This window comes from Desulfacinum hydrothermale DSM 13146 (genome assembly GCF_900176285.1).
GTDB classification, from domain to species: domain Bacteria; phylum Desulfobacterota; class Syntrophobacteria; order Syntrophobacterales; family DSM-9756; genus Desulfacinum; species Desulfacinum hydrothermale.
In genome coordinates, this window is record NZ_FWXF01000019.1 from 1 (window position 1) to 20742 (window position 20742).

The 20742-nt window shown below is 60.9% G+C and carries 24 protein-coding genes and 3 tRNA genes; 13 read left to right on the plus strand and 14 right to left on the minus strand.

The annotated features are described in order from the left end of the window. The 5 genes from B9A12_RS13865 to B9A12_RS13885 form a co-directional block, all read right to left on the minus strand. The coding region (locus B9A12_RS13865; protein ID WP_139796643.1) for a GTP-binding protein at positions 1 to 713 on the minus strand (713 nt) is incomplete at its 3' end. Positions 714 to 857: 144 nt separating this feature from the next. Then, a tRNA-Thr gene (locus B9A12_RS13870) sits at positions 858 to 934 on the minus strand. 172 nt (positions 935 to 1106) lie between these two features. Further along, positions 1107 to 1191, minus strand: a tRNA-Tyr gene (locus B9A12_RS13875). A gap of 102 nt (positions 1192 to 1293) precedes the next feature. Then, positions 1294 to 1368: transfer RNA gene (locus B9A12_RS13880), tRNA-Thr, on the minus strand. A 103-nt stretch (positions 1369 to 1471) separates the two neighbouring features. Continuing rightward, complete coding sequence (locus B9A12_RS13885; RefSeq protein WP_084058707.1) at positions 1472 to 2191, minus strand: TVP38/TMEM64 family protein; 720 nt, start codon at positions 2189 to 2191, stop codon at positions 1472 to 1474. A gap of 374 nt (positions 2192 to 2565) precedes the next feature. Here B9A12_RS13885 and B9A12_RS13890 point away from each other — a divergent pair, with 374 nt between their 5' ends. The 10 genes from B9A12_RS13890 to rlmB all read left to right on the plus strand — a co-directional run bounded on the left by B9A12_RS13890 (position 2566) and on the right by rlmB (position 9163). Then, a complete protein-coding gene (locus B9A12_RS13890; protein ID WP_084058708.1) occupies positions 2566 to 3627 on the plus strand; it encodes a DMT family transporter in 1062 nt (353 codons plus the stop codon). A gap of 314 nt (positions 3628 to 3941) precedes the next feature. Continuing rightward, complete coding sequence (locus B9A12_RS13895) at positions 3942 to 4244, plus strand: YggT family protein (RefSeq protein WP_084058709.1); 303 nt, start codon at positions 3942 to 3944, stop codon at positions 4242 to 4244. A 33-nt stretch (positions 4245 to 4277) separates the two neighbouring features. After that, positions 4278 to 4769: a DivIVA domain-containing protein gene (locus tag B9A12_RS13900; RefSeq protein WP_084058710.1), complete on the plus strand. Its 492-nt coding sequence runs from the start codon at positions 4278 to 4280 to the stop codon at positions 4767 to 4769. Between the two features lie 18 nt (positions 4770 to 4787). Beyond that, positions 4788 to 4958 (plus strand): Trm112 family protein, encoded by a 171-nt coding sequence (locus tag B9A12_RS13905; protein ID WP_084058711.1) that lies wholly within the window; start codon positions 4788 to 4790, stop codon positions 4956 to 4958. Then, entirely contained in the window at positions 4955 to 5992 is a 1038-nt protein-coding gene (gene rfaE1 / locus B9A12_RS13910) for a D-glycero-beta-D-manno-heptose-7-phosphate kinase (RefSeq protein ID WP_212636953.1), read from the plus strand. The genes B9A12_RS13905 and rfaE1 overlap by 4 nt, the downstream gene beginning before the upstream one ends. Further along, a complete protein-coding gene (locus B9A12_RS13915) occupies positions 5989 to 6555 on the plus strand; it encodes a DUF4416 family protein (protein ID WP_084058713.1) in 567 nt (188 codons plus the stop codon). The genes rfaE1 and B9A12_RS13915 overlap by 4 nt, the downstream gene beginning before the upstream one ends. After that, on the plus strand, positions 6552 to 7439 hold the full coding sequence (locus B9A12_RS13920) for a YicC/YloC family endoribonuclease (protein ID WP_139796644.1): 888 nt from the start codon (positions 6552 to 6554) through the stop codon (positions 7437 to 7439). Before B9A12_RS13915 ends, B9A12_RS13920 begins: the two co-directional genes overlap by 4 nt. A gap of 9 nt (positions 7440 to 7448) precedes the next feature. Then, on the plus strand, positions 7449 to 7730 hold the full coding sequence (remA, locus tag B9A12_RS13925) for an extracellular matrix/biofilm regulator RemA (RefSeq protein WP_084058715.1): 282 nt from the start codon (positions 7449 to 7451) through the stop codon (positions 7728 to 7730). Position 7731: 1 nt separating this feature from the next. After that, on the plus strand, positions 7732 to 8349 hold the full coding sequence (gmk, locus tag B9A12_RS13930; protein ID WP_084058716.1) for a guanylate kinase: 618 nt from the start codon (positions 7732 to 7734) through the stop codon (positions 8347 to 8349). A 46-nt stretch (positions 8350 to 8395) separates the two neighbouring features. After that, entirely contained in the window at positions 8396 to 9163 is a 768-nt protein-coding gene (gene rlmB, locus B9A12_RS13935) for a 23S rRNA (guanosine(2251)-2'-O)-methyltransferase RlmB (RefSeq protein ID WP_170920618.1), read from the plus strand. A 140-nt stretch (positions 9164 to 9303) separates the two neighbouring features. Here rlmB and B9A12_RS13940 read toward each other — a convergent pair whose 3' ends face one another. The 3 genes from B9A12_RS13940 to B9A12_RS13950 are packed head-to-tail and all read right to left on the minus strand — an operon-like array spanning position 9304 to position 11471. After that, positions 9304 to 9999 carry a YggS family pyridoxal phosphate-dependent enzyme gene (locus tag B9A12_RS13940; RefSeq protein WP_084058718.1) on the minus strand — a complete coding sequence of 232 codons (696 nt, stop codon included), beginning with the start codon at positions 9997 to 9999 and terminating at the stop codon, positions 9304 to 9306. A 30-nt stretch (positions 10000 to 10029) separates the two neighbouring features. Continuing rightward, positions 10030 to 10650: a Maf family protein gene (locus B9A12_RS13945; protein WP_084058719.1), complete on the minus strand. Its 621-nt coding sequence runs from the start codon at positions 10648 to 10650 to the stop codon at positions 10030 to 10032. Beyond that, positions 10650 to 11471 carry a TatD family hydrolase gene (locus tag B9A12_RS13950; RefSeq protein WP_084058720.1) on the minus strand — a complete coding sequence of 274 codons (822 nt, stop codon included), beginning with the start codon at positions 11469 to 11471 and terminating at the stop codon, positions 10650 to 10652. Before B9A12_RS13950 ends, B9A12_RS13945 begins: the two co-directional genes overlap by 1 nt. A gap of 857 nt (positions 11472 to 12328) precedes the next feature. Between B9A12_RS13950 and B9A12_RS13955 the strand changes: the two genes are divergently transcribed. Together B9A12_RS13955 and nfi are read left to right on the plus strand one after the other, a co-directional pair. Further along, a complete protein-coding gene (locus B9A12_RS13955) occupies positions 12329 to 14545 on the plus strand; it encodes a vitamin B12-dependent ribonucleotide reductase (RefSeq protein ID WP_084058721.1) in 2217 nt (738 codons plus the stop codon). 22 nt (positions 14546 to 14567) lie between these two features. Further along, positions 14568 to 15254 (plus strand): deoxyribonuclease V, encoded by a 687-nt coding sequence (nfi, locus tag B9A12_RS13960; protein WP_084058722.1) that lies wholly within the window; start codon positions 14568 to 14570, stop codon positions 15252 to 15254. Between the two features lie 98 nt (positions 15255 to 15352). Here nfi and B9A12_RS13965 read toward each other — a convergent pair whose 3' ends face one another. Together B9A12_RS13965 and B9A12_RS13970 are read right to left on the minus strand one after the other, a co-directional pair. Beyond that, positions 15353 to 16045, minus strand: coding sequence for an alpha/beta hydrolase family protein (locus B9A12_RS13965; protein ID WP_170920619.1), 693 nt, complete (start codon positions 16043 to 16045; stop codon positions 15353 to 15355). Positions 16046 to 16134: 89 nt separating this feature from the next. Continuing rightward, positions 16135 to 16827: a class I SAM-dependent methyltransferase gene (locus B9A12_RS13970; protein ID WP_170920620.1), complete on the minus strand. Its 693-nt coding sequence runs from the start codon at positions 16825 to 16827 to the stop codon at positions 16135 to 16137. A gap of 212 nt (positions 16828 to 17039) precedes the next feature. Between B9A12_RS13970 and B9A12_RS13975 the strand changes: the two genes are divergently transcribed. Beyond that, on the plus strand, positions 17040 to 17429 hold the full coding sequence (locus B9A12_RS13975) for a hypothetical protein (RefSeq protein WP_084058725.1): 390 nt from the start codon (positions 17040 to 17042) through the stop codon (positions 17427 to 17429). A gap of 10 nt (positions 17430 to 17439) precedes the next feature. On the opposite strand, the gene B9A12_RS13980 is transcribed toward B9A12_RS13975, so the two are convergent. The 4 genes from B9A12_RS13980 to B9A12_RS13995 are packed head-to-tail and all read right to left on the minus strand — an operon-like array spanning position 17440 to position 20708. Continuing rightward, a complete protein-coding gene (locus tag B9A12_RS13980) occupies positions 17440 to 17970 on the minus strand; it encodes a macro domain-containing protein (RefSeq protein ID WP_084058771.1) in 531 nt (176 codons plus the stop codon). A gap of 31 nt (positions 17971 to 18001) precedes the next feature. After that, positions 18002 to 18247, minus strand: coding sequence for a hypothetical protein (locus B9A12_RS13985; RefSeq protein WP_084058726.1), 246 nt, complete (start codon positions 18245 to 18247; stop codon positions 18002 to 18004). Between the two features lie 14 nt (positions 18248 to 18261). Further along, the gene (locus B9A12_RS13990; RefSeq protein ID WP_084058727.1) at positions 18262 to 19872 is read right to left on the minus strand and encodes an MBL fold metallo-hydrolase RNA specificity domain-containing protein; all 1611 of its coding nucleotides are present in this window, start codon (positions 19870 to 19872) and stop codon (positions 18262 to 18264) included. A gap of 32 nt (positions 19873 to 19904) precedes the next feature. Then, positions 19905 to 20708, minus strand: coding sequence for a CheR family methyltransferase (locus B9A12_RS13995; protein WP_084058728.1), 804 nt, complete (start codon positions 20706 to 20708; stop codon positions 19905 to 19907). Positions 20709 to 20742 lie beyond the last annotated feature (34 nt).

Below are 20742 nucleotides of genomic sequence, written 5' to 3' on the forward strand. Positions count from 1 at the left end.
CCGCGCTCCACGCGACCCGTCACCACCGTGCCGCGACCACTGATGGAAAACACATCCTCGATGGGCATCAAAAACGGCTTGTCCACATCCCGAACCGGATCCGGAATGTAGCTGTCCACCGCGTCCATCAACTCAAAAATACACGCCGCCTCCGGACTCTCCGGATCGTCCGTCTCCAGAGCCTTCAGCGCCGAACCCTGGATGATCGGCACTTCGTCGCCCGGGAATCCGTACTTGCTCAGAAGCTCCCGAAGCTCAAGCTCCACCAGCTCGATCAGCTCCGGATCGTCCACCATGTCCACCTTGTTCAAAAACACCACGATGTTCGGCACACCCACCTGACGGGCCAGCAAAATGTGCTCCCGCGTCTGGGGCATGGGTCCGTCGTCGGCCGCCACCACCAAAATGGCCCCGTCCATCTGCGCCGCACCCGTGACCATGTTCTTGATGTAGTCCGCGTGACCCGGGCAGTCCACGTGCGCATAGTGACGCTTTTCCGTCTCGTACTCCACATGGGCCGTGGCAATGGTAATGCCGCGCTCACGCTCTTCCGGAGCCTTGTCGATCTCATCGAAGGGCACAAACTCCGCCTTGCCCCGAAGCCCCAGCTGCTTCGTGATCGCCGCCGTCAACGTCGTCTTGCCATGGTCGATGTGACCAATGGTCCCCACGTTCAAATGCGGCTTCGTCCGCTCAAACTTCTTCTTCGACATCGCACTTCCTCCTCACCTTCATGTCTGCAAAAACGCGAAATCCAACAGACAAAATCCAAGCCCACCCAAGGTCGGATTCACGACGGCACACTGCAGGGGATGATTGCGGCAGAGTTTGCCCTGCGAGAAAGAAGGCAAAAAAAATGGAGCCCACGACCGGGCTCGAACCGGTGAACCTCTTCCTTACCAAGGAAGTGCTCTACCTCCTGAGCTACGTGGGCCCATCCTTCGCTGGGCGGAGACGTATGACGGGATTGTGCTCGAATTACGGGAACCTCTCAACGCCGGCACTGCGCGCGCACCTTCAGCACCGTTGTGGCCCCGGCGATTCCATGTAGTTCGAACGACAATGGCCCGCTTGCGCTGCCACCATCTCCTACATGTGTGGAAGTTTGGTGGAGAGGGGAGGATTCGAACCTCCGAAGGCTTCGCCGGCAGATTTACAGTCTGCTCCCTTTGGCCACTCGGGAACCTCTCCACAACTTCGCGCCCTTGCACCGTCCGGGCTGCAAAGGCGCCCCTAGCTATCACAGGCTTTTTTCAAAAGCAAGCAAAAATTTGCCCGCCCCGTTCACTCATCTGGAGCTGGCGATGGGATTCGAACCCGCAACCTGCTGATTACAAATCAGCTGCTCTACCGTTGAGCTACGCCAGCCCACTCGAGCTCTTCCATGTACCACTCCAGCGGATCCCGTGTCAAGGCGTTTTTAGGCGCCCTCCCCCCCACACTCCCCCTGCCACACTACAAAGACGATTGGCTATTCCCCTTGTTGCCGCCCTTCCCCGCGCAACTTTTTCACCACAAGCGGGATGAAAAAGGATGCCACAAAAAGGGCAACGGCCCCAAGAACCCGAGGGGTGGCCAAATCCTGCCATCGCCCTTCGGCCCAAATCTGCTTCAGGGTCCCGATGAGGAAGGTGAAGATGAAGGTCCCCACCAAAATACCAAGCCCCGTGCCCGCCAGGTAATCGACAAAACGGACTTTGGTGAGCCCCATCCCGAAGTTCATGGGCGTGAAGGGAAAGTAGATGAGCCTCAGATAGAGCACGGTGGCGAAACCATTTCTTTCGATGGCATCGTCATAGCGACGCAGCTTGTCCCCGATCAGGGAGGCGGCGAAATCCCGTCCCAGGGTTCGGCCAATCCAGAAGGCCACCGAAGCCCCCAGCATGGCCCCCAGCCACACATAGACGAAGCCCCAATAGGGGCCGAAGATCAGGGCCCCCAAGCCAGTGAGCACCGTGCCCGGCACGAACACACAGACGCCGAAGGCATAGAAGGCCACGAACACGGCCGGGGCCCACCTTCCGGCAGCCGCAAGCACACCCTCCAAAGACGCCGGGCTCAGATATCGGCTGATCTCCGTGTGGCGCACCCCAAAGGCCGCTACGACCACAAAGACCACGAGGACGGCCGCTTTGAGCATCGCCCCCTTGCTTACCTCCTTGCCGCCGCCGACCCGAGGCGTCTTGCCCATATCAAGCTCCTTTGCCGGATGCATGATCCCGTTACCTTTTCGCAGCCGTGTATGCCGAGACCTTGACACGGCCCAACACAAGAAGGCAAATGGTTTTGCTTTCAATGCTAGGAGCCTGTCCGAAAACGACCAGATTGCTCCCTTGTTGTGCGGACGAACGCATGGGGCTACCGGCTGGGGTCGTACTGCAGGCCTGGCGTTTCAGCACAAGGGACGGGTTCCGAACCCGCCCCACCAAGGCTGTCTGAGAATTCAAAAAGCACCCCGGGGCCCGTGGCATTTCAACTGGTCAGAAAGCCACAAAAGGCCAAGAGGCCATTGTCAGACAAGCTCCGAGAGGATAGTCACTCCACACCAACCCCAAACGGCATGGCATGATGGCATCCCAGGTGTCCCCTCCCCAATCTTTCCCGTCCCAGGTCGCCCGCGATGCGGCCTTACCCCACAAGCGGCCCAGCTCTTTGACCCTGGCCGCCGTCATCACCATGGGCATTCTTGCCATTTCCTGCGCTTCCATTCTCATCCGGTTCGCCGACGCCCCGTCTTTGACCATTGCGTGCTACCGGGTCGCCTTGGCCACACTGGTCCTTCTGCCCAGGCATCTATGGGCTGGCGGCCCTTCTTCCATCGCCCGCTCCAACCCCGGACCTTCCTGGTGGATCCTGATCCTTTCCGGCACCTTTCTCGCCCTGCACTTTGTCTTTTGGATCGAATCCGTCCAGAAAACCACGGTGGCCAGTTCCGTCACGCTGGTGAGCACCAGTCCCCTTTTCACCGCCCTCTGTTCCGCCCTCCTTTTTAAGGAAAGACCACGCCCTTGGCTGTGGATCGGCATCGCAGCCTGCGTAGTGGGCAGCGCCGTCGTGGGCGCCTCCGATTCACAATCCGGGCAGGAATCCCTGGAGGGCGATCTTCTGGCCCTTTTGGGCGCCTTGATGGCCAGCGGCTACCTCCTGGCGGGTCGGGCCCTGCGGCCGCGCATGCCTCTCATCTCTTATCTGGTCGGCACCTATGGAACGGCCGCACTGGTGCTGCTGTTGCTGGCCCTCCTCACCCAAACACCCTTGCACGGTTTTTCCCCTCAGACCTATGGCGCCATGATCCTACTGGCCCTCGTACCCCAGCTGCTGGGCCATTCCTCTTTCAATTGGGCCCTGCGCCATCTTTCCGCCACATCGGTGGCCATTCTCACCCTGGGGGAACCCATCGGAGCGTCCCTGCTCGCCTTCTTGATCCTTGGGGAAGGCGTGGGGCCGACCGCCGCCGTGGGCCTGGGACTCCTGGCCGGCGGGATCCTGATCGGATCCTTTGCCACCACCCCGTCCGGCTGCAGCCCCACACCGGCCCAACCCGCGGTCCCCGTCCCTTCCGAAAAGGATACCCCAAGGGCAAACGGCTCACCGCCTTCCTGCCCAGACCAAACCCCGCCCACTTGATCTCGGCCCAGGAGGTCTTTGGGGCCCGTGAAGATCGCCTCCCCGCCTCCCGTTTTTAGAGCATCCGCCGACCCTTCCGCGGCAAGGGAGTGACACCATGAGGATCTTCCCGGGCCCGGCTCCCATGGACGGGGGAGTTTTCGAGCTTTGAACAGGCGACGAGGGGATGTCTTGCCCTGAAATCCGATGAATTCAGGCGATCTGGCTTGTTCATTGACATCTTCACCCCAAAACTGTATTTTTTGACGGTTGAGGTAACGAGAGATGAGGCGTGTCTCAATCTCCAGGAAAATCCCTAAAAAGGGCGGAAAATCATGTTCATCTTAAGCAATCTATTGTTCGCACTGGCCAGGATTCTCGACATCGTCTTCACCACCTACATGTGGGTCATCGTGGCTCGAGCCATCCTCTCGTGGGTCAATCCGGATCCCTACAATCCCATTGTGCGGTTTCTTTACAGCATCACCGAGCCCGTGCTCTATGCCATCCGACGCAGAATCCCGGCGTTTTTCGGCGGGATCGACTTCTCGCCCATGATCGTCATCCTGATCCTCATCTTCCTACAAAACTTTCTGGTTCCTTCATTGAGGGAAATGGCCCTGGTCTTGAGGGTCTAAGAGTGAACGGCCTCTCGCACAAGGAGGCTCCAGATGGACTGGACACCCCTGGACATCGAAAACAAAAGGTTTCGCACCTCCTGGCGCGGCTACGACAAGCGCGAGGTGGAGCTCTTCTTGCACCAATTGGCCGAAGACCTGCACCGGCTTCAATTGGACCGTAAGGAGCTGGAAAAGGAGCTGCACCAGCTCCGCAAGGAAAACGCCGAACACCGGGATCGGGAAAAGGCCATTCGCAACGTGCTCTTCAACGCCCAAAAGGCCACGGAGCAGATCAAGGCCAATGCGGAAAAGGAAGCCAAGCTGATCATCGCCGATGCGGAGCTCAAGGCCGAAAAGATCCTGCAGACGGCCCATCAGCGCCTGGCTCAGCTCCACGAGGATATTCACGAGCTCAAACGCCAGCGCACACAGCTGGAGACCAAACTCCGTTCCACCATTGAGACCTACCGTCAACTCCTGGATATGGAGAAAGAAGACGGCGACGCCGAGTTGGAAAACAAGATCAAGTTTCTCAACCGTTAGACCTGATCGAGGGCCTTCATGACTATCCAACAAGAACTGCTGGACATTTTGGCGTGCCCCAAGTGCAAGCATTCCGTTCGACTCAATGAATCCGAGGACGGGCTCATCTGCGATCAATGCCGTTTGCTCTACGAGATCCGTGACGGCATCCCTATCATGTTGATTGACGAAGCCAAGCCTCTTTCTTGAGCTCGCCGACTATGATCGCTCTACCCACGCCATTGGCCCGCCGTTTTCCCGAACTCCAGGCCGGCATTCAACGCTTTCCCGGCCGTCGCGTCCTCGTCATCGGCGACGTGATGCTGGATGTGTTCATCTGGGGGGACGTGCAGCGCATCTCACCGGAAGCCCCCGTCCCCGTGGTGGATGTGCGCCGGGAAAGCCAGCTTCTGGGCGGTGCCGCCAACGTGGTGCACAACATCGCTGCCTTGGGCGGGCGGCCGTCCGTGGTGGGACTGATCGGGGAAGATGCTGCGGGCCGTGAGCTCCTGCGGCAACTGGAAGATCTCCACATTCCCACCACCGGCCTGGTCAGAACCCCCGAGCGCCCCACCACGCAAAAGACCCGCATCATCGCCCATCATCAGCAGGTGGTTCGATTCGACCGGGAAGATCCCCATCCGCCCTCGCGCTCCCTACACAGGCACATCATCGACTCCCTGGCGGCCCATTTTTCCGACGCGGAAGTGGTGGTGGTATCCGACTATGGCAAAGGGCTGATCACTGCGGAACTGATGGATACCGTGCGGGCTCTGGCAGCAACACACCGGGTACCGATCCTGGTGGACCCCAAGGTGAAGAATGCCGATGCGTACCGGGCAGTGGACCTGATCACCCCCAACAACGCAGAAGCTTCCGCCATGTCCGGCGTTACCATCGCCGATGAAGCCAGTCTCCTCCAGGCCGGCGCAGCCCTCCTGGACCGGTTCGACTGCGGCAAGGTACTGATCACGCGCGGCCCCGATGGCATGAGCCTCTTCGAACGGGGCGCCGCTCCCTTTCACATCCCAACGGTTGCCCGCAAGGTCTTCGATGTGACCGGAGCCGGTGACACGGTCATCGCCACCATGGCCTTGGCCCTGGCCGCCGGATTGGACATGCGCAATGCCGCCATCCTGGCCAACGTGGCCGCAGGTATGGTGGTGGGCGAGCTGGGCACTGCCACGGTGGGGGCGGACCAGCTGATCGAGGCCTTGAACGATGGAAGCCGGAGGGAACCGTGAGCGTTCCGTCTCCCGCCAAGCCGTGCAAGTTGGTGTTCGGACTCCTGCTGGCCGCAGGGCAGGATAGAGGACCGGTCCTGACCGCTTTGCAGGAGCGCTTCGGTCCCCTGGACCATGTGAGCCGGTCGCAACCGTTCACCTTCTCCAACTATTACGAGAAGGAAATGGGTGCGGGAATCGTGCGCTGCTTCGGCAGCTTCGAGCGCCTGGTGGATCCCGGGGAGCTGGCTTCCATCAAGCTGGCCACCAACCGGATCGAAGCCGCCTTGGCCCATGGCGGTTCCCGGCGCGCCAACATCGATCCCGGCCTGTTGAGTGAGGAACGGTTGGTGTTGGCCACGGGCAAGAACTACACCCACAGGATCTACCTGCGGGATGGCATCTACGCAGACCTCACCCTCATCTTCAAAAACGGACGCTATCATCCTCTCCCCTGGACCTATCCGGACTACGCCGCCAAGCAAACCCGCTATCTGTTTGGGTTGCTGCGAGGCATCCTACTCGTGCAGCGCGGAGGGGCGCCCCCAACCCACAAGACTTTTCTCATGGAGGAGATGGATTGATACGCAGCATGACCGGCTACGGCAAAGGGATCGCCCAAGGGGATCTGTATCGCGTCCAGGTGGAACTTCGCAGCGTCAACGGTAAGCATCTGGATCTGCTCGTGCGCCTCCCCAAGAATCTTCTGGAACTGGAAGAGATTGTTCGAGAAGAAGTGCGGCGCCGGGTGCACCGGGGGCGGGTGGAGGCCCACATCCAGGTGGCCCCCCTGGCCACGGAGCTCAAGGCCCCCCGCCTCGATCAGACCCTGGCCCGCCACTACTGGCAGCAACTGCACCAGCTCCACCTGTCCCTGCCGGGCTCCGAGCCGCCTCGGCTCGAGTATCTTCTGACCATGCCCAGCCTCTATGAGAGCCCCGAAGAGACCCACGACATGGAGCAGTTGGGGCGCAATCTGCGCCAGGCCACCCAAGAAGCCTTGGACCAGCTGGTGGAAATGCGCGTGCAGGAAGGGGCCGCTCTGGCCCGTGACATTTTGGAACGCGTCCAGGCCATCGAGGAAGACACGGCTTTTGTGGCCGGTCGCCAGGAAGACGTGCAAAAGGAGCTGGCTCAAAGGCTCCGGCAACGGGTCCAAAGCCTGCTCCAGGACCTGGGAGGGGAATTGGACGAAAACCGGCTCCTGCAGGAAGTGGCCTTCATGCTGGACCGGTTGGACATCAACGAGGAATTGGTGCGCCTGCGCAGCCACCTGGGCCAGATTCGGGATCTGGTTTCGGGAGAAGGGGCGGCGGAAGGCCGTCGGCTCGACTTCCTCACCCAGGAACTGCACCGGGAGGTCAACACCATCGGCTCCAAGACCAACGAACTGGGCATTTCCCAGGCCGTTGTTCGCATGAAGAACGAAATCGGCAAACTGAAAGAACAAGTGCAAAACATCGAATGAGGACCCCCTATGGAGATCAGACTACTCAATATCGGTTTTGGTAACACGGTGGTGGCAAACCGCATTGTGGCCGTGGTTTCTCCCAGTTCGGCCCCCATGAAGCGGCTCAAGGAAGACGCCAAACAGGCCAATAAGCTCATCGATGCCACCATGGGGCGCCGCACCCGCTCCATCATCATTACGGACAGCGACCACGTGATCCTTTCGGGCGTTCAGGCCGAAACGATCGCCCAGCGGCTCACCCAAGACCACGGTCACCGGGACGCTGGATCCGCAAAGGGCGGCAAGTAGGATGCAAGCCAAGACCCCGGGACACCTCTTCGTCGTTTCCGCCCCCTCCGGTGTGGGAAAGACGACCCTTTTGCGGCGCGTTCTCCAGGATGTGCCCGGATTGCGCTATTCGGTTTCGTGCACCACACGGTCGCCTCGGCCCGGAGAAGAAGACGCAACGGACTACTTTTTCCTCAGCCGGGAGGAATTCGAAGACGGGATCCGCAGCGGCCGCTTTCTGGAATGGGCCCGCGTGCACGGTAACTACTACGGAACGGATGGGCGGGTCGTGGAGGAATGGCTGCATGCAGGCTGGGACGTTCTCTTGGAGATCGACGTGCAGGGGGCCCGACAGGTCCGGGTGCACCACCCATCCGCCACGACCATCTTTATCCTTCCCCCTTCCATGGAGGTTTTGCGCCAACGCCTGCAGGCTCGGGGCACCGAGTCCCCCGAGCAGTTGGAGATGCGCTTGGAAGCTGCGCGATCGGAATTGCGAGAGGCTCCGTGGTACGATTATCTGGTCGTCAACGACGCACTGGACGAGGCGGTCCAGGATCTTGCAGCCATCTTCAGGGCGTGCCGCTGCCGGCGAAGGCGCTCGGCACCTGCGCTGCGTTCCCTTCTGGAAACCCCCTGACATGCCTTACGCCCGCCAGCGGCGGGTGCATGGAGGGAAGCACTCCATGGCGGAGAAATCCCCCAAATCCTCGCCACAGCCCTTATGGATCTACGGAGTCAATCCGGTGCGGGAATGGCTGCTCACCCATGCGGAACTGACCCTGGAACTGCTCCACAGCCGCCGGGACGACAGGATCCAAACCGTGGTGAACATGGCCCAGGATCGCCGTATTCCCGTTCGTTTCGTGGACAAGAAGGCCCTTTCCCAGATCCTCGGTCTCGGAAACCACCAAGGCATCGCGCTCCGGGCTCGCCGCTTCCCCTACGCAAGCCTGGAGGAGCTGCTGATGGACGAAGAGGCCCTCTCCCGTCCCTGGCTCATCCTGGACTGCATCCAGGATCCCCAGAATCTGGGAGCGATTCTGCGAAGCGCCTGCTTCCTCGGAATCTCTCGTGTGGTCCTCCCCAAGGACCGATCCGCCCATGTCACGCCGACCGTCTTCAAGGCCGCGGCCGGCGCGCCGGCTCATCTGGCCATGGCGCGGGTCACCAATCTGGCTCGCGCCATGGATCGGCTCAAGGAGGCGGGCATCTGGCTCATCGGGCTGGATCTGGACGGTGACCAATCTCTTTTCGATGTGGATTTGACCCAGCCGGTGGGGCTGGTGGTGGGAAACGAACACAGCGGCCTTCGTGCGCTGGTGAAGAAAAAGTGCGACATTTTGGCCAAGATTCCGGCGCTGGGACCTGTCCAATCTCTGAACGCGGCCAGCGCCGCCTCCATCGCCCTAGCCGAAGCGGTTCGACAGCGCATCCACGCCTCCCAGGCCTGATGCGGCCCCGCTCGGGCGTGGCGTCGCAGGCAATCCGGCGGGACGGATGCCGGAACTCTGGTTGTGCCGGCAACAAACGCCCCTCCCATCACCCGCTGGCCACCCAGGGTGCCGGCTTCCTGGGGCGTTTCAACTCCTGCCTACTGGGGGCGAGCCCCAAACAGAGCCGTCCCCACTCGCACCATGGTGGCTCCTTCTTCCACCGCCACCTCGAAATCGTGGCTCATCCCCATGGAAAGTTCTGTCAACCGATCCGGATCGGAGGCTCTGTCCCGCAGCATCTGGAGAAGCCGACGCAGCCCGCTAAAGTGGGGACGTACCGCTTCCAGATCTTCCAGGTAGGGGGGCAGGGTCATGAGTCCCCGAACCTCCACCCCATCCATCCGGCTCACTTCGTCATAAAGCTTGGGAAGCTCCTCGGGATCCACCCCCGCCTTGGTCTCTTCGCCCCCCAGGCGGACCTGCAACAGGACCGGCATCCTCTTACCCAGGGAAGAGGCCCTTCGATCGATCTCCCGGGCCAGCTTCACCCGATCCACCGTCTGGATCCAATGGAAACGGGCGATGGCGTGTTTGACCTTGTTGGTCTGTAGGTGACCGATGAAGTGCCACTCCAGATCCAAGTCCGCCAGGGAGTCCATCTTGCGAAGCGCCTCTTGAACGTAGTTCTCTCCCAATACCTTCAGCCCAGCGGCGACGCCTTGACGGATCCTTTCGGGGGCGACCGTCTTGGAGACCGCGATGAGGCGGACCGAGGCCGGGTCCCTTCCCGACCGAAGGCAGGCATTGCGGATGCGATCCTGGACGCGTTGCAGGTTTGCTCGTATCGTCTCCATCACTCCTCCCATGCCCCTTATTGTTACGCTCTATTCCGACGGCTCGATGACGCCGCATCCCATCAGCAATTCCACCGTCTCCGCCAGGGGAAGGCCCACCACGTTGGTGTAGGACCCATGAACCCGCTGCACCAGGAAGGCGCCAAGCCCCTGGATGCCGTATCCCCCGGCCTTGTCCATGGGCTCGCCGGTTCTCACATAGGCCTGGATTTCTTCCTCCCGAAGATGGCGAAAGGAGACCCGGGTTCTCACCACCTGGGTTCGGAGAAAGCCCCTCTCCCGGCGTGCCAGGCTCACGGCCGTGAGCACCTCATGGGTTCGTCCGCTCAACCGGCGCAGCATCTTTGCGGCCTCCGCCGGGTTTTCCGGCTTGCCGAACGCCTGGCCCCCCATCACCACACTGGTGTCCGCCGCCAACACCCACGCCCGGGGGAACCTTCGAGAAACCTCCCGGGCCTTGGAGGCGGCCACAGCACCAATCTCGTCCATGGGCCGATCCCCAAGGGGGGGCTCCTCAAAATCGCTGGGCACTGTTTGAAAGTGAAGCCCCAGGCCGGCCAAAAGCTCCCGGCGCCGGGGAGACGCCGACGCGAGGATGAGAGCCTCCCTGGTGCGATAAAGGGCCGGCGGCCCACCATGCGCCTCGTGCATCAGGCCTTTTCCCCCGTTTCCCATCGCGCAAGGCCGAAAACCCGGTACGCGTTTTGGGTGGTCGCCTGCGCCACCGCCTCCAGGGAACATCCTCTCAGCTCGGCGATTCGGTGGGCGGTGTAGCGCACCAAGGCAGGTTCATTGGGCTTGCCGCGAAACGGCACGGGAGTGAGAAAGGGAGCGTCCGTTTCCACCAACAGTCGATCCAGGGGGGCCTTGCGGGCCACTTCCTGTTGGGCGGCGGCGTTCTTGTACGTTACGGTCCCGGGTATGGAGAGGTAGAGTCCCAGATCCAAGGCCCTTTTCGCCACATCCCAGTCCCCGGAAAAGCAGTGGAGCACGCTGGGCGGCAACTGGGGGGCCCAGGGACTCATCTCACGGAAGAAGTCATCGAAGGCGTCCCGCACATGGAAAACGGCGGGAAGCTGCATCTTGGCCGCCAGCTCCAACTGCTGGCCGAAGCACCGCCTCTGGACGGACCGAGGCTGGCGATCGCGGAAATAGTCCAGTCCTATCTCTCCCAACGCCACCACCTTGGGGTTTCGAGCCAAAGCGGCCATCTGCTCCAGATCGGCTTCACCCAGCTGCCTGGCCCCATGGGGGTGTAGGCCCACCGTGGCGAACACAAAGGAGTGCTCTTGACTCAACGAAACCGCCTTGGCGCTGGTGGCCGGATCGATACCGATGCTGACAATCCGGTCCACTCCCGCCTGGGCGCATCGCCGGAAGACCCCTTCCAGGTCGTGAACCAGTTCGGGAAAGTCCAGGTGGGCGTGTGTGTCCACCAGAAAGACTTCATCCATCGATTTGTTCATTTCCATTCACCTATCCTCAGGAGCTTGTCCTAGAACGCCTCGGCCGATGATCCCCTCAAAGCGCGCGCCCACAACGCCGCCAACCCATGGATTCTTCCTCTTGACGGCCAGGAAGGATCGATGGCCAATGGGGGTTTCATTGGTCGCCCGGCCCACTTCGCCCCCCGGTGCCCTTGGGAAGCCCAAAACGCCCATAAAGTGGCGGCCGGTGTGCACCTGGGCTTTTCGCACAATGGTCGAAGGAAATCAACCGCCGCCTGACGCCCCGCCTCGCTGCGGAGGAAGGAATCCATCGAAGTTTTCAGTTGTTAGGCTTAACCGATGAACTTCATTGAACTAATTATGTATTGGAGCGTCGTCCCTTTTGGCTTATGATGGCCGTCCATAAGCAGAATTTTAGGAGGCTGTGTGACAAGGGCCCCTCGGCTTCTTGTTGGCCTTTCTGACAAATGGAACTCCACTGTGCCATGTGATGTTTTTAAGCTTTGTCGAGACGGGTTCGGAACCCGCCCCTACTACCGCAAAGTCAGGGCGGCAGCACGGGCCCGCCTGGTGGCTTCGAGCTTCCGTCCGCACAAGAAGGGAGCAACCTGGGCGTTCTCGGACAAACTCCTGGAGGCAGTCTGAGAAGTCAACAAAGAGCCCCATGGCCCATTGGAATTTCAATTGGTTAGAAATCCCCAAAAAGCCGAAAGGCCATTCACGGGCGGCCTTCTAAAACGTTAAAATTAAACGCAAACACCTTGACACCCCAGTGTATGGAGCGATCGATGATGATGGACGAAGCAGGCGCGCCCACGGCGTCTACGGTCAGCACTCCAACCGGCGAGACCTCTTCGAGGACACAGTCGGCTCAGGCAAAGATGAAGAAAGACAAACGATCCCAGCCAGCGGTTCCCAAAGCAAAACCGAAACTTTCTTCCAATGCCCACGTGGTCCTTCGCAAGCGCTACCTAAAGAAAGATCACAAGGGCGAGCCGGTGGAAACCCCCGAGGAGCTCTTCTGGCGCGTGGCACGGGCCATTGCGGAGGCGGATGCCCACTACGGCGCCACGGCCGAAGAGGTGGAGGATACGGCCGTTCGCTTTTACAACCTCATGACCGCCTTGGATTTCCTGCCCAATTCCCCCACGCTCATGAACGCCGGCACGGAATTGGGCCAACTTTCGGCCTGCTTCGTGCTCCCCGTGGGCGATTCCCTGGAGGAGATTTTCGAAGCGGTGAAGCACGCCGCCAAGATCCACCAGAGCGGCGGCGGCACGGGCTTTTCCTTCTCACGCCTTCGGCCCGAGGGGGATGTGGTCAAGAGCACCAACGGGGTGGCCAGCGGGCCCGTCAGCTTCATGTCCGTTTTCGATTCCGCCACGGACACCATCAAACAGGGCGGGCGCCGCCGCGGTGCCAATATGGGCATCCTGCGGGTCGACCATCCGGACATCGAACGCTTCATCACGTGCAAGCATGACAACGACCGCTTGACCAACTTCAACATCTCGGTGGCCATCACGGACACCTTCATGAAAGCGCTGGAGGCGGACGAGGACTACGACCTGATCAACCCCCGCAGCGGTGAAAAAGCGGGGCGTCTTTCGGCCCGCAAGGTTTTCGACCAGATCGTTGAGTCGGCCTGGAAAAACGGCGAGCCCGGGGTCATCTTCCTGGACAGCATCAACAAAGACAACCCCACTCCCCACGTGGGCCTGATCGAAAGCACCAACCCGTGTGGCGAGCAACCGCTTCTGCCCTACGAGTCGTGCAACCTGGGGTCCATCAACCTGGCGCACATGGTTCGAGACGGCCGCATCGACTACGAACACCTCAAAGAGGTGGTTTGGGAAGCGGTGCATTTCCTGGACAACGTGATCGATGTGAACAAATACCCCCTGGCCAAGATCCGGGAGATGACGCTGTCCAATCGCAAGATCGGCCTGGGCGTCATGGGCTTTGCGGACATGCTGGTGTCCTTGGGCATCCCGTACAATTCCGAGGAAGCCGTGGAAACGGCCGAGGAGGTCATGGCCTTCATTCAAAAGGAGTCCAAGGCGGCCTCTGCAGAACTGGGCAAGACCCGCGGCAATTTTCCCAATTTCAAGGGATCCATCCACGATCCGGCCATGGGCGCCAGCACCCCCACCATGCGAAACGCCACCACCACCACCATCGCCCCCACCGGAACCATCAGCATCCTGGCCGGATGCTCCAGCGGTGTGGAACCCATCTTCGCCGTCACCTTCGTGCGCAAGGTCCTGGACGGGGAAGAACTTCTGGAGGTGCACCCGCTGTTTGAAAAGGCGGCCAAAGAAAAAGGCTTTTACAGCCAGGAACTCATGAAGAAGATCGCCTCCAAAGGCAGCATCCAGGATTTTAGCGAGATCCCGGAAGAGGTGCGCCGTGTGTTCGTGGTGGCCCACGATGTGAGCCCCGAATGGCATATCCGGATCCAAGCCGCGTTCCAGCGCCACACGGACAACGCGGTGAGCAAGACCATCAACTTCCCCCACTCGGCCACGATCCAGGACGTCTACGACACCTACCTCCAGGCCTACAAGAGCGGGTGCAAGGGCCTGACCATCTACCGGGACGGAAGCCGGGATGCGCAGGTTCTCAATATCCAAAAAGAACCGGAATATCCCCAGGTGGAACCCCGTCCCAGGCCGGACAAGACCATCGGGGCCACAGAACGCATCAACACGGGATGCGGCAAGCTCTACGTCACCATCAACCGGGATGAATACGGCTTCTGCGAGGTTTTCGCCCAGATGGGCAAGGCCGGTGGCTGTGCCTATTCCCAGATCGAGGCCACGGCCCGGCTCATCTCGCTCGCCCTCCGGTCCGGCGTGCGCATAGAGGCCATCATCCGCCAACTCATGGGCATCCGCTGCCCGTCGCCCATTTGGCAAAACGGAGAACAGATCCTGTCGTGCACCGATGCCATCGCCAAGGTGCTCAACCACCAGGCACAGGCCAACGTGGAGTCCGCCTTGCAGGAAATGGGCGCCTGTCCGGACTGCGGCGCGTCGGTGGAACACGAGGGGGGATGCATTGTCTGCAGGGCGTGCGGATTTTCCCGGTGCGCTTAAACCCTGGGGGCCCAGCAAAGTCATGACCCCATCAGATGGGCTCCATGGTTCCAGCCTACCCACCCCCGCTGAGGCCATTGCCCTTCAAAAAGAATTGGCGGGCAGGGTGCGCTTGTGCCCCCTGCCCGCCCGGGTTCGCGTGGTCGCCGCCGCCGATCTGTCCTATCTTCCTTCCAAGGAACTCATTGCCGTTGTGCTTGCCTTCTCCTGGCCTTCTCTGGAGCTTCTGGAAACGGCGCATGTGCGCCGACCGGTGGAATTTCCCTATGTTCCCGGGCTGCTCAGCTTTCGGGAACTGCCCGCCGTAACGGCGGCCTTCGAAAAACTTCGGCATCGCCCCGACGTCTTGCTGTGCGACGGACAAGGCCTGGCACATCCCAGGCGATTCGGGCTGGCTTGCCACGTGGGATTGGTCTTAGATCTTCCGACGGTGGGCTGTGCCAAAAAGCGCCTTTGTGGAGACCACGATCCCGTGGGAACCGAAAAGGGATGCCGAAGCGTGCTAACCCTCCAGGGGGATCCCGTGGGATACGTGTATCGCTCGCGAACGGGCGTCAAGCCCATCTACGTATCGCCGGGCCACAAAGCGGATCTGGAAAGCTCGCTTGATCTGGTGGAAAGGTGCGTCCGACGCTACAGGATCCCCGAACCCCTGCGCCTGGCCCACAACACGGTCACCCGCCTGAAAAAGAACGCCCACTCCCCCTGACCTTGCCGGCTTTTCCCCCGTTCGGCGCCCCGGGCCCACGCCGCAGGCCCGATCCCGGCCGAAGAGTCTTCCTCAAAACGGGCCTGACCCCCCCGCTCTCACCCAAGCTCGGGGGGCTGCAGGTATTCTTGAAACCACTCCACCGTGGCGGCCAGGAGTTTCTTTCGAACGGCTTCGTCCAAGAAGCGGTGATCCCCTTCTTCCAACAGCCAGAGCCGCTTGGGCTCCCCCAGCCGCCCATAGATGTCCACGGCATGGGACCAGGGAACCAGTTCGTCCTGGATTCCGTGGGCCACCAGCACCCGGGTCAATCCGGGCGATTCCGGAACGGTCGCGGGTTCTCCCAAGGCAAGACTCGACGGCCAGGTAGGCGTGGACGGTCGGGGAAGCGTCTTGTGGGCAAGAAGCCCCCACAGCGAACACGGCGCCGCCCAGGTCACCACGGCGCCCACTCGGTGGGGGTCGCGGGAGGCCACCACAAGGGAAACAAAGCCGCCCAAACTCGATCCGAAGAGCCCCACAGGGCCGGCGCCCCACTCCTTCTCCACCCAGTCAAGCACCTCCTCCAGGTCCTCCACTCGGCTACCCACCAGGCTCTCGCCGAAAGCGCTCTCATTGCGGCCGCATCCAGTGAAATCAAACCGAAGGGCGGACAGCCCTTGGTGGGCCAAGCGCTCGGCCACCGCCACCAGCTTGGCGCTCTGCATGGAACTCAACATCCCATGACAGCACACCACCAGGGGAAAAGGGGACGCCCCTTCCTTCAAGGCCTGCGGGGAGAGGTGCAGCATCGCGGGCAGGACCCCTCGGGACGTGCGAATCTCCATTGGCCGGCATCGGGCCCTCGTCTCCCGTGTGCGCACGCTGTCACCCCCCCGGCTTAAATTTCCGCTTTTCGCCGCACGGCGTAGAGCCCCACCTCTATTTCGTCCTCGGGGCCTCGCAGGCGGATCACCTTCTCCTTGTAACCGAAGGTCTTTACCAACTCCGCGAAAAAACCAGGTGCCTTCAACTGCTTGTTTTTAGTCAGGAAGATGGTACCTCCCGGCGCCAAGACCTCATCCAGGAATCCAACCAGCACGGGATAGCTTTCCCGGTCGTAGAGCACCTCCGAGCCCACAATCATGGGATAAGGGGTCGGCACGTGGGGGGACGTCCAATCGATCCGGCGCACCTCCGCCCGGTCTTGGCACCCGTTTAACAGCACATTGGCACGGGCGAAGAGCAGAGCATCGTCGTTCATATCGGAGATCGTCACCCGATGGCCCTTCACCGCGGCATAGACTCCCACAACCCCCAGGCCGGCCCCGATTTCCAGGATCCGTCGATCCGGTAGCACCTGCTGCTTTCCAAGAAAAGAGGCCAAAACGAAGGAAGATTCCCACACCTTGGCCCACAGGGGCAGATCTTCGAGAGAAAACCGGTCCTGTTCCACCAGTTTTTCGATGGTGCCTTCAAAGTCGGCCAACTGGGCGATCTTGAGAGTCTCATCTCCGATGCGAAGGTCTGTCACCTCCACCTTGTATTTGGCTTCGATCTGGGACAAAAGCACATCCAACGGCGTCTTGTGCACACTCATCTCCTTTGATTCGACAAGGGTTCCGAAGCCTGCCCCCGCTCGGCGGATATGAGGAAAGGGCAGGAGGTTCTTACTTTCATGGTAGTGCGGAGGCCCGCCCGTCACGACCTCCTTGTCCATCGGTCCAAGACCCATTATGTTAGAGACGACGCGTGGCCGCCCACACCGCACGCGGTTCAAACCTCACACCCGAAGGGAGGCGTACCATGCCCTCATGGATTCCTTTCGCAGAAGGTTCTTATATCATTGAGCGGGCCTACCTGGTTACCCCCTTGGAACGCGCCGTGGAGCTTACGGAAGGCTTGTTGGAAGTAACCCGGGACGCCCTGGACGATCGTGTCATGCAGGGGCGGGCTTACGTGCAAAACAGCCACATGGTTCGCCTCTTGGAAGACGAGGAGACCTTCGACCTGGTCATGGATCTGGGCGAAGGGTTCCGCTACCGGCTCGTCGCCCCCCATTTGCAGGCGGGCAAGGTCTTCGAACCAACAACCCGGTCCCTGGTCCATTTCAGCCCCACCGGTCCGCTCCAGTCCCTGAGCGATCCGGACTACGACCGGCTGTGCCGCCGGCTTCAACTGGCCACCACCCCCTGAAGGGGCACCCCTATTCCATCTCCTCCAAAGCCTTTTGAAAAACCTGAAGATCCTCCTCACTCCACAGGCAAAAGACCACGTCCTCCAGGGTGGTCTCTTCTCTTTTGAGAAAGTCTGCCACGGTGTTCAGCATGATCCGGGCGCAACGATCCTTGGGAAAGCCGAAGATGCCCGTGCTGATGGCCGGGAAAGCCACACTCTTCAGGCCCTTTTCCGTGGCCCGAAGCAGGCTGTTCCGGGTGGCGTTTTCCAGCTTCCGGTCTTCGTCCCCCTCCCCCATGCGCGGCCCCACGGCATGGATCACGTACCGCGCCTTCAGGTTGCCCGCACCCGTTATGACGGCCCCTCCCACATGGGTGCCTCCGATGCGGTTACACTCTTCCTGGATGCTCGGTCCGCCTTTGGTGCGGATGGCCCCGGCCACGCCCCCTCCCAGAACGAGCTGGGCATTGGCGGCATTGACGATGGCGTCCGTGTCCATCTCCGTGATGTCACCCCGGATCAGTCGAATCACCTTGGTGCCTATCCTCTTTTGGTCCATGGTTTCCTCCCGCATCCGGCTTGCATGGGATTCAGGTCCCCTCGGGACCGCTCGCCAAGCGGTCCACGGCTCGATCCAACGGAAGCCATTCTTCACCCACCCGAACCGTCACAAAGGAGCCGCCGTGCTCCAGACGATGAAGACGAGCCCGGCTCAGGATGGCCGCCTTCACGGCCGATCGCCTTTCGCGCGGCACGCCTTCCACCGCCTCATGAACAAGGGTCTCCAATAGGGTCCGCTCCCTTTGGAACACATACTTTTCCAGCTCTTCTTTCATGGGCACCGCTTTCCTCATCCAAGATCGTTCGCCGCGTTCAACCGGGCCAGCACTTCCTTTTCCAGGGTCTCCAGAAAGCTTCTGGAAATGCGTTCGATCTCCTTTCGGGTTTCCGGATCCAGGGCGTCCTGAGTCGCTTCCAGCATACGCCGCACCTCACCGATGCGCACCTCCAGCTCGTGGAACTGTTGGAGCCAGGCGGCCGGGGCCGGTTCCACCCGCTCCAGGGCCAGATCCTCGCTCACATCCAACGTCTGGCCCAGGGTCGGTGTCCACACCCGATGCCCGAACCGTTCTTGAATCGCCCCGGCAAACGCGGCGCTCGATTCCTTTTCCCCATGGATGACCACCACACGAAGTTTGGGATTTTTGAAATTGGAGATCCACTCCAACAGATCGTCCCGGTCCGCGTGGGCGGAAAAGCCGCCGATCGTATGGATTTTGGCGCGCACCACGACCTCTTCACCAAAGATCCGAATGGACCGGGCCCCTTCGATGAGACGCCGCCCGAGCGATCCCTCCGCCTGGTAGCCCACGATGACCAGGGAACATCCCTTCTTCCAGAGGTTGTGCTTCAAATGGTGCTTGATGCGGCCGGCGGTGCACATGCCGTTTCCGGCAATGATCACCGCCGGTCCTTCCAGGAGGTTGAGGGCCTTGGAATCGTCCGCCGACTTGGACAGGACCAGCTCCGGAAAGGAAAAGGGATCGTGGCCCTGCTTGAGGATCTCCACGGCATCCTCGTCGTAGTATTGGCGCATTTGCTGGAAGATCTTGGTGGCGGCTATGGCCAAGGGGCTGTCCAGGTAGATGGGCAGGCGGGGAATCTTGCCGGAACGGAGCAGCTCGCCCAGCACGTATAAAATCTCCTGGGTTCTTTCCACGGCGAAGGCGGGGATCAGCACCTTTTGCCCGTGCTGATAACTGGTGTGGATGGCTTCCGTCAGTTCGTCCAGACTTTCCGGAAACGACCGGTGCCGCCTGTTCCCGTAGGTGGATTCGATAAAGAGCATGTCGGCATCGAAGATGGGCTCGGGGTCTTTGACGATGAGTTGATGCTTGCGGCCGATATCTCCCGAAAAAACGAGTTTTGTCCCCCGCCCGTCTCCGTCCCAAATCTCGAGGATGGACGATCCCAGGATGTGTCCCGCATTACGAAGCCGCACCGTGTAGGCGGGTGTGGGCGAAAAGACTTGATCCCGCTCCATGGGCTGAAAGAGGGGAAAGCAGCGTTCGGCGTCCTCGGTGGTATAGAGAGGTTCCACCGGCTCCAGGCCGCGCCGCAGATTCTTCCGCGTCTTCCATTCCGCCTCCATCTCCTGTATGTGAGCGGAATCGAGCAAAAGGATCTTGCACAGTTCCGCCGTGGGTGGCGTGGTGTAGATCGGGCCTCGGAACCCATCCCGGACCAGTTTGGGAATGCGCCCGCAGTGATCGATGTGCGCATGGGTCAAAAGAAGGGCGTCGATTTCCGAGGGACTGAACGGCCAAGGCTCACGGTTGAGGGCATCCATGGCCTTGCCGCCCTGAAAAAGGCCGCAGTCCACCAAAATCTTGGATCCGTTGTCGATCAGAAAACAAGAGCCCGTCACACACCCTGCTGCCCCGTAACATGTCACCTTCACAGCGTCCTCCTCGGTTCGTCTCTCCAGAGGTCTCACTCCGCCCACTTTCTGTAAATGTGGGGATCGGAGGCGCTTCGTAGGGCTCGCCAGGAGCCCGCCGGCAACCTCTCCCCGCTTCCCGTCACCAGAAAGCCCCCCACGACCAGGCTTTTCCAAATGCGGCCCAAGGACTCCTGCACCTGCTCACCGTCGTAATAGGTCAACAGGTTGTTTCTCAAAAAGATTAAATGGGTCTCCGCACAGGGCGGCGGATCGTGCAAAAAATCGGATCGAACCCATTGGATCCCCGCCCGAAGACATTCCCGCACCCGGAAGGCTCCTTCCTCGACCGGATCAAAGTACACGCCCAGAAGCTCCCGGCCAACCTCTTTCAGGCTGCTGCGCCGAAACACCCCCTCTCGAGCCATATCCAGTACCAGGGGATCCAGGTCGGTGGCCCACGCATCCAGCCGCGGCAGCCGTTCGCCGCCTTTTGCCAGCTGAAGCCAAAGCATCTTGAAGGAATAGATCTCCTCTCCCCGCGAGCAACCCGCCGACCACACCCGCAAGGTGTCTCCACACCAACGGCAAAGCCCGGGGAGAAGATGCGTCTGGAGCACGTACCAAAGCCTCCGGTCCCGGAAAAAGCGGCTGATGTGCACCGCCAGGGCCAGTCGGCACTGGTGCTGCGCTTGCGGATTCACATCGCACAAATCCAGCCATTGGCGCACCGTGGAACACCCCCAGGTTCCCATGGCGCGAAGGAGATGCCGCTTCACACCCTTTCGCACCTTGCGGTATCCCGACCAGGAAAGATCGAAATGGTTCAAAACGGCTTTGAATTCGTCGTCGGTCACCCCAGCCTTCCTTTCTTTCCCCCACCCAGGGGTT

Bases quoted from the DNA above. Each gene is read 5' to 3' on its own strand.
- B9A12_RS13885 (WP_084058707.1), bottom strand. From the start codon at position 2,191: ATGGGCAAGACGCCTCGGGTCGGCGGCGGCAAGGAGGTAAGCAAGGGG.
- B9A12_RS13890 (WP_084058708.1), top strand. From the start codon at position 2,566: ATGATGGCATCCCAGGTGTCCCCTCCCCAATCTTTCCCGTCCCAGGTC.
- B9A12_RS13895 (WP_084058709.1), top strand. From the start codon at position 3,942: ATGTTCATCTTAAGCAATCTATTGTTCGCACTGGCCAGGATTCTCGAC.
- B9A12_RS13900 (WP_084058710.1), top strand. From the start codon at position 4,278: ATGGACTGGACACCCCTGGACATCGAAAACAAAAGGTTTCGCACCTCC.
- B9A12_RS13905 (WP_084058711.1), top strand. From the start codon at position 4,788: ATGACTATCCAACAAGAACTGCTGGACATTTTGGCGTGCCCCAAGTGC.
- remA (WP_084058715.1), top strand. From the start codon at position 7,449: ATGGAGATCAGACTACTCAATATCGGTTTTGGTAACACGGTGGTGGCA.
- gmk (WP_084058716.1), top strand. From the start codon at position 7,732: ATGCAAGCCAAGACCCCGGGACACCTCTTCGTCGTTTCCGCCCCCTCC.
- rlmB (WP_170920618.1), top strand. From the start codon at position 8,396: ATGGCGGAGAAATCCCCCAAATCCTCGCCACAGCCCTTATGGATCTAC.
- B9A12_RS13940 (WP_084058718.1), bottom strand. From the start codon at position 9,999: ATGGAGACGATACGAGCAAACCTGCAACGCGTCCAGGATCGCATCCGC.
- B9A12_RS13945 (WP_084058719.1), bottom strand. From the start codon at position 10,650: ATGCACGAGGCGCATGGTGGGCCGCCGGCCCTTTATCGCACCAGGGAG.
- B9A12_RS13950 (WP_084058720.1), bottom strand. From the start codon at position 11,471: ATGGAAATGAACAAATCGATGGATGAAGTCTTTCTGGTGGACACACAC.
- B9A12_RS13955 (WP_084058721.1), top strand. From the start codon at position 12,329: ATGAAGAAAGACAAACGATCCCAGCCAGCGGTTCCCAAAGCAAAACCG.
- nfi (WP_084058722.1), top strand. From the start codon at position 14,568: ATGACCCCATCAGATGGGCTCCATGGTTCCAGCCTACCCACCCCCGCT.
- B9A12_RS13965 (WP_170920619.1), bottom strand. From the start codon at position 16,045: ATGCTGCACCTCTCCCCGCAGGCCTTGAAGGAAGGGGCGTCCCCTTTT.
- B9A12_RS13975 (WP_084058725.1), top strand. From the start codon at position 17,040: ATGCCCTCATGGATTCCTTTCGCAGAAGGTTCTTATATCATTGAGCGG.
- B9A12_RS13980 (WP_084058771.1), bottom strand. From the start codon at position 17,970: ATGGACCAAAAGAGGATAGGCACCAAGGTGATTCGACTGATCCGGGGT.
- B9A12_RS13985 (WP_084058726.1), bottom strand. From the start codon at position 18,247: ATGAAAGAAGAGCTGGAAAAGTATGTGTTCCAAAGGGAGCGGACCCTA.